The following is a 6,845-nucleotide window of genomic DNA, read 5'->3' as shown; positions in this document are numbered from 1 at the left end:
GACTAATGTTCAGTGTTCGGCAGACATGGCTTTTCTTCTCTCCTTTTTCTACTGCACTTACCGCTTTCTCTCTTAGATCTATACTGTAGGGGGCTGGCATCGCTTTTTTCCTAACTCTTTCCCTATATTATGTCCTAACCTTAGCAATCTTTGCTATAACTGGGCGGACGGAGTGTTAATCCAACCAAGGGCCAAAACTGACAACTGGTTTGCCCAACGCCATGGCTTAGACCAGACATTTACCGTCTTGTATTCCGGCAACATGGGACGGTGCCATGACCTGGAAACTGTGATGGCAGCAGCCCGCCTCTTGAACCAAGAAGCAGTTCGGTTTGTCTTCATTGGTGCCGGGGCCAAGGCCCCCATCTGTCGAGACTTCGTACAACGCCACCAGTTAACCAATTGTTTATTTTTACCCTTTCAACCCAAACAGGTTTTGCCCTTTTCCCTCACCGCCTGTGACCTGAGCTTGGTTTCCATTTTGCCCCAGGTGGAAGGCCTGGTGGTGCCAAGTAAATTCTATGGTTGTTTGGCCGCCGGCACGGCGATCGCCGCCATTTGTGCACCCCATTCCTATTTGCGGGGAATCATTGCCGAGGCCCAATGTGGCGCCGCCATTGATAACGGGGACGGGGAAGGGTTGGCCCAATTCATCCTTGAGTTGAAGAATGATCCCCAGCAAGCAACGGCCATGGGACACCGAGGTCGCCGGTATTTTGAAGAAAATTTTACCCTCGATACAATTGTTAATCAGTACCGATCCGTCATTGCCAAAGTTAGTGACCAACAACCTGCCCAGTCTAGAACAAAGAAATCCCATTGCTACCCTGACTCACAACCCCTTTGATCAAATAGCTGCATGCCCCCCCCCTTCGGGAACCTTTTTACCGGATTTTTTCTACCTTATTTTGGTTGTTTTCACCAAAATGTATTTGTAAACGATTAATTTCATAATTTCAACCCATGGGTACAAGTTGTTAGTGATTGCCAAGCAACCAGATTGCCCTCCGGTTTGCTTGCTTTTGACCCCCAGGGCACAAAACAAATCCGGTTGTTCGCTACAGTGGTGGCAGGAATTTAGGGTTTATCAAGGTGCTGACCAAAATTTTCTTGAAGCTCACACTGCCTATCCTTTGCTTTACCCTGGTGGCCTGTGGCGTTTCCCCCAATGCGGTGCAAGCGGAGTCCCGCTTATTTTTACCCCTGTCCTTAGAATTTTTAGATAGCTACACCCTACCAAAGCAGGCAGTACAAGATTTGCCCGTTGGGGGCATCTCTGACCTCAGCTACGATCGCCAACGGGATCTTTACTACGCCATCACCGATGATCGGCGATCGCCCCGGTTTTACACCATGCGCCTGACCGTGGCCGATGGGGAAAAGGGCATAGGCATTACCAAAGCAGAAGTGGTGGCCATGACCAAGCTCAGGAGCAGCGAGGGCGAAACCTACGGCCGGCAATTGTTAGACCCAGAGGGCATTGCCCTGTCCCCCCGCCACACCTTGTTCATCAGCAGTGAAGGGGTTTTATCTAACCAAAGTCCCCCCTTAATTGCAGAATTTGACCAGGCAACGGCCCAGGAGTTGGGACAATTACCCCTGCCCAGTCGATTTTTGCCCCAAGCCGATCCCCCCCAGGGCATCCGGGATAACTTTGGTTTTGAAGCTCTGACCATTGCGGCCACCAGCACCCTAGCAGACGATCCTTTTCGTCTTTTCACCGCCCCTGAAAGCGTTTTAGCCCAAGATTTTGACCCGGACAATCCCCCCCCGCAGATTCCCCTGCGCTGGTTGCATTACGTGATTAATTCCGTGGGGCCCCCCGTTTTGGTCAGCGAAAACCTTTACCCCCTGGAGCCGGCCCCGGTGGGTACCCTACTCCACGGCCTGAGCGCCATGGTGGCCCTACCCAGGGAAGGTTATTTCCTCACCCTAGAACGAACCTTTGGACTGAACGGGTTCCAGGGCAAAATTTTCCAAACGGTCAACGCCAATGCCACCGACACCAGCCGCATCGCCAGCTTCCGCCCCGGCACCAACACCATTAACCCCATGCGCAAACAACTATTGCTCGATCTGGAGGATGTAGGCATCGAGTTGGACAATCTAGAAGGGCTTACCCTGGGACCCCGGTTACCGGACGGTGGCAGCAGTTTGATTGCCATCAGCGACGATAACTTCAGTGAAGATCAAACCACGCAAATCCTACTTTTCCGTTTGCAGGGGGTTTAGCAACGGAGCTAAATGGTCAATGACCGGCTCCCTACCCCCAGTGAGGTGGTGGGCTAGTTTTTGCGCCAGGGGGGGGACATAGACCAAGGGATGGGTAAAGCCCGTGAATAGTACCAACCCTGGTAAATTGGGCATTTCCCCTACCAGGGGCAGGGTTTGGGCACTAAAGGCCACTAGGCAATGGTGGGCTGTGACCGGCAGGGAGGCCAGGCGGGGCAGAATGGGGGCGATCGCCGTTTGTAATTGTTGTTGAGCCCAGGCGAGGTCAGGGCGGTAATGGGGGGAGGTGACCAGTTGACTAATTTGACCGATGAACAATCTGCCATCGAAAAATTGCACTGCCCCCGGTTCCAAAACAGTGGCGACGCAATGGTCGTTGGGCTGATGCCAATCCAAGGTTGGAGCTAGGGCTTCCAAATTGGGGCGTTGCTGTAAATCCGCCGGCATAATCACACAACGGAGCTTTTCCTTGCTGGGGGCGGTTTGCAGAACAGCGGCGTGGGTGAAATAGAGGGGAAAATTACCCCCTAGCCCCGGTAGCAGAGCACGGCTTTGGCCTCCCCCCGCCAAAATTACTTTAGGGGCAAAAAAATTTCCCGCCCCGGTGGAGACCCCCTGCACACGGTTTTGTTTGGTGATTAATGCCTGGACTGTGGCGATGCGTACTATGCCCCCCTGGCGGATAAAGGCTTGCAGATAGGCGTTAACGGTTTTGCCGCCGTGGACATGGCCCTGGGGCACCACAAACCCGCCCCCAATGCCATCGGGATTGAGTTGGGGTTCAATGGCGATCGCCGTTAAACGGTCCACCCGTTGGGGCCGAATTAAACAATGGTCAAACTGCTTAGCTAAGGTTTGGGCATCATCTCCGGGGCGGAGATAGAGCAATAGCTCCAGTTCACGATATTCCGTTTCTCCCCCCAGTTCCTGGCTCAAATGGGTCCAGCGGTACCGACTTTCATGGCACAACTGCCGTTGCAGAGGGGTGGCCCCAGCCCAATAGATAATGCCACCATAGCTCAAGGCCGTGGCGTTGGCCGGCTGACGATGCTTTTCGAGTAACAGTACCCGTTGCCCTTGGTTTTGTAATTCATAGGCGATCGCCGCTCCGGTAATGCCGGCCCCGACTACAATGGCATCGAAATTTTCCATTAACCTTGATTAACAATTTGGCCCAAGGCGGCAAAACCAGGTACTTTCCCCGCCGAAGCAGAACCATCTTTCTCAGAAACAATGACCGCACTGATCTGATCGCTCATAATGGCCACCTTTTTCTCGGTCTGCTTTTCACAGGTCAGTTCCAACAGTTGGGGGCGATCGCCTTGCATGGCAGTAATAATAGTCTGATAGAGTGACTCCGCCGCATCCTTTTCCTTGCGCTGTACGGACACGGGCATGGGGGAATATTTAAGGGTCAAATCAACGCTAATCATGGGGAAACCGTAAACGGGAAGTGGTGAAACAGTCTTGCGACTCTCCCTAACTAGGTTATAGTTTTTTGGCCAAGAAGGGGGGAACCAAGCAGTTCCTACTAGTCCCCATGGGAAACCTGGTGCCAAGGGGGCAACTGAATTAAATCTTCCAGGTTGGCTTGCATGGTTTGGCAAATCTGGTCCAAAGGTAGATCGTTGGCATCGTGACCAAAGGGGTTTTCAATTTCCACCCCAATTTCTTCAATGCCGAAGACGGTGAAGGCGATAATCCCCACCACAAAAGCAGTGGCCCAATGGAGGGTGTTCACCATTTGGAAAGGGGTGATGAAGCAATAGAGAAAAATTAGCTGGCGCAAATGGATGGCGTAGGCCAGGGGAATGGGGGTTTTTAAAATGCGTTCGCAACTACCCAACACATCCACCATGGTATCCACCAAACGCAGCATGGCGGTGAGCTGATAGGGATTGATATGGTTCTGGTCGTATTCCTGTTGCAGATAATTACTGATCCAAAAGGCGATTTCCAGGGGCGGATTATGCAAATCCTCCAGCTTGCGGTAACCGGATTCGGGCAACAGGGCCCAGATTTCTTCATTGAGGGGTTCAGAGCGTAGGTGCAACTTGGTGGCCACAGCAAAGGCCACCAGGAGGTGGAGAATTTTAATCTTGTCTTGGTGGGCTTGGGGAGTGGGTTCCGCCACTGAAACCCAGATGGTGCGGGAAAGGTTACGGATGGTATTAACTAAAGTGCCCCAGGCTTTGCGTCCTTCCCAAAAGCGTTCGTAGGCGGTGTTGGTGCGAAAAACCAAGAGCAGTCCCAAAACAATGCTGGGCACAATGCTTTCCTGCAGGGGAATGGAAAATTCATATCCCCAACCATCCACCAGGGTCACCCCCAGGGAAAAGGCCATACACACCAGCACCCGGGGGGCGATCGCCGGGATGACGGAACCCTGCCAACGCAGGAGCACATCTGTCCAGATGCGGGGCGGACGGGATGGATGGTGGCGGAAAACGCCCAGGAATTTGCTCAAATTTTACTGCTTCCCCATCTCAGATACACATTACCAACCCTGGGGAATGATGCCCCCGGTTATCCCTGGACCAATTCCATTTCCTGGGGAATTAAACTTAACATCTTGGCGATCGCCGTTTCCAAATCGTTATGCCAATAGACGAGGCTGTTGTCGTACATCTGCTGGAGATGGCCCAAATCCCCCTGGCTAAACCGGATCACCACCGGTAGCACTTCCCCTGTGTAGGTTTGCCGTTGGGGAGCCCGTTGGCGCTGGGGCAAACTAGGACCCGTCCCCCGCAAACTACGGTCTTCGCTGGAGGGGTTGGGGGGCAGGGGCAAAAAAGCCCGCAAATCCTCTGCCAAGGTGGGGGTGGCCGCTTCCCTGGTGGCCAGATTAACAAAAATACCTTTGAGGTTGGGGGCCTGGCTGAGGTGATCAAAGGCCAGTTCCAATTGTTTTCCTAGGGCCATGCCACTGCGACTTTCATCCAGTAAATAAGCGCCGGTAATGCCCAAGGACTGGAGCAAGTCCCACGTACTCAGGGCCAGTCCTTCACTGTTGCAAATTAAGCCAATTTGTCCCTGGGCCAAGTCCCCCGGTAGCCAACTATGCCCCGTCCATTGCTCCGAGCCCCAATTAAGTAAATCCGGATGCCGGTTGATCGCCGTATCGTTAACGGTAATTTTGCCATCCAGGGCCATCACCTCCCCGTCAGCGCTAATGCCCAGGGGATTAATTTCAATGACGTCCAAATCGTAGGTGACGAATAACTCATACATTTTTTCGATGATGGCGCTCACCGTGGTCACCAGGGGTCCCGTTAAGCCCATTTTCACCGCCAGCCGCCGGGCCAAGTAGGGGGAAAAATTTGTCCGCAGGGAAACACTCTGCATTTGCTCCAACAGGCTGTCTACATCAATGCCCCCTTCACTGGAACCCATCAACACCGGGCATTGCCGTTGGTAGTCCAGCACGATCGCCAAAAATAATTCCGACTGGGCATCGTAGCGAGCCTCGGCCAAAATCACCTCTGGGTACTCGTCCGCAATGGGCAAATGGAAAATGGCGGAAGCGGCGGCAATGGCATCAATGGTATTTTCCACAAACCTGACCCCGCCGGCCTTACCCCTCCCCCCCGCCCGCACCTGGGATTTGAGCACCATGGGATAGGGAATTTGCAGACGTTTGAGGGCAGTGGTGTTTTGAATGGTTTGGGAGGGCAAAATGGGAATGCCCACCTGTTGGAATAGTTCCTTGGCTTGGTACTCTAACAAATCCATAAATTATCCCTAAAATTTACTCCTGGGCCGCCTACGGCTCCCCACTATGGCTAATTTCTTCCACTAGCTCCGGGGATCGCCGCTCGGAAAAGCCCCAGGCAAACAGTAGCCCAATCATGGTAATCATCAACAATTCCGGTGGCACTAGCTCGGGGTTAATGACTCTGAGCAGCAGCCGCAGACCGACCAAACCCACCGTGATAAAACCAGCATCCTTGAGGTGGGTAAAAATGTCTAACCAACGGATAAATAAACCCGCTAAAAACCGGAGGGCAATGACCCCAATGGTGCCCCCCGCAATGATCAGCCACAATTGATCCGCCACGGCGATCGCCGTAGTGACGCTATCGAGGGAAAAGGCTAAATCGGTGAAGGCAATGAGGGGGATGGCTTGCCAAAAGGAACTAAACTCAAAGGTCTTGTGGTGATTGTCCCCTTCATCGGGGGAGAGGAAGTAGCTGCCCACCAACCAGAGTAAATATAAGGCCCCAGCCAACTCAAACTGCCAATATTGCAACACAAAGGAAGCAGTGACAATGAGCAGAATCCTGAGCACATAGGCAATCACTAACCCCGCATTCAAAGCCCGCCGTTGCTGGGCCGGATTGGGTAAACCCTGGGCGATGGTGGCTAGGGCAATGGCATTATCCGCCGATAGCACTGCCTCCAGGGCAATTAACACTAGCAACATCAATGGGGTTTTGACGGCAACGGCAAAGGACGAGTTGAACAGTAAATCTAGATCAAACATGGGCACAGGGGGAGGGGGAGGCCTGCAGAGACAGACCGGAAAAAACCAAGGCAAGCAAGGTTCAGTTCCAGCCATTCCATCTTCCTTTATTATTAGGGGCTTTGGTGATGGGCCGCTACCCCCTGCCATT

Annotated in this window: 7 protein-coding genes and 1 pseudogene; 2 read left to right on the top strand and 6 right to left on the bottom strand. The window is 53.1% G+C overall.

All coding sequences use genetic code 11. The annotated features are described in order from the left end of the window. Positions 1-100, bottom strand: a pseudogene (locus H6G45_RS19445) (IS630 family transposase); the annotation flags it as partial. 72 nt (positions 101-172) lie between these two features. On the opposite strand from H6G45_RS19445, the gene H6G45_RS04905 reads away from it, so the two are divergent. Then, positions 173-847, top strand: a complete 675-nt coding sequence (locus tag H6G45_RS04905; RefSeq protein WP_347338249.1) for a glycosyltransferase family 4 protein — start codon at positions 173-175, stop codon at positions 845-847. Positions 848-1,092: 245 nt separating this feature from the next. Further along, on the top strand, positions 1,093-2,232 hold the full coding sequence (locus tag H6G45_RS04900) for an esterase-like activity of phytase family protein (protein WP_347338248.1): 1,140 nt from the start codon (positions 1,093-1,095) through the stop codon (positions 2,230-2,232). Here the strand turns inward: H6G45_RS04900 and H6G45_RS04895 are convergent. From H6G45_RS04895 to H6G45_RS04875, 5 genes are all read right to left on the bottom strand, one after another. Beyond that, positions 2,206-3,384 (bottom strand): FAD-binding oxidoreductase, encoded by a 1,179-nt coding sequence (locus H6G45_RS04895; RefSeq protein WP_190597154.1) that lies wholly within the window; start codon positions 3,382-3,384, stop codon positions 2,206-2,208. The two genes, H6G45_RS04900 and H6G45_RS04895, sit on opposite strands and share 27 nt — an antisense overlap. After that, positions 3,384-3,665, bottom strand: coding sequence for a hypothetical protein (locus tag H6G45_RS04890; RefSeq protein ID WP_190597152.1), 282 nt, complete (start codon positions 3,663-3,665; stop codon positions 3,384-3,386). The genes H6G45_RS04895 and H6G45_RS04890 overlap by 1 nt, the downstream gene beginning before the upstream one ends. Positions 3,666-3,763: 98 nt before the next feature. Continuing rightward, positions 3,764-4,699, bottom strand: coding sequence for a bestrophin family protein (locus H6G45_RS04885; protein ID WP_242018049.1), 936 nt, complete (start codon positions 4,697-4,699; stop codon positions 3,764-3,766). Between the two features lie 59 nt (positions 4,700-4,758). Continuing rightward, complete coding sequence (locus tag H6G45_RS04880; protein WP_190597150.1) at positions 4,759-5,964, bottom strand: succinate--CoA ligase subunit beta; 1,206 nt, start codon at positions 5,962-5,964, stop codon at positions 4,759-4,761. A gap of 31 nt (positions 5,965-5,995) precedes the next feature. After that, positions 5,996-6,721, bottom strand: a complete 726-nt coding sequence (locus H6G45_RS04875; protein ID WP_338116544.1) for a hypothetical protein — start codon at positions 6,719-6,721, stop codon at positions 5,996-5,998. Positions 6,722-6,845: the final 124 nt, after the last annotated feature.

Origin of the sequence: Synechocystis sp. FACHB-383 (genome assembly GCF_014698605.1) — a bacterium.
Lineage (GTDB): Bacteria > Cyanobacteriota > Cyanobacteriia > Cyanobacteriales > Microcystaceae > Synechocystis > Synechocystis salina.
The sequence above is the reverse complement of the archived record's forward strand: the minus strand, read 5'-3'. Positions and strand labels throughout refer to the sequence as shown.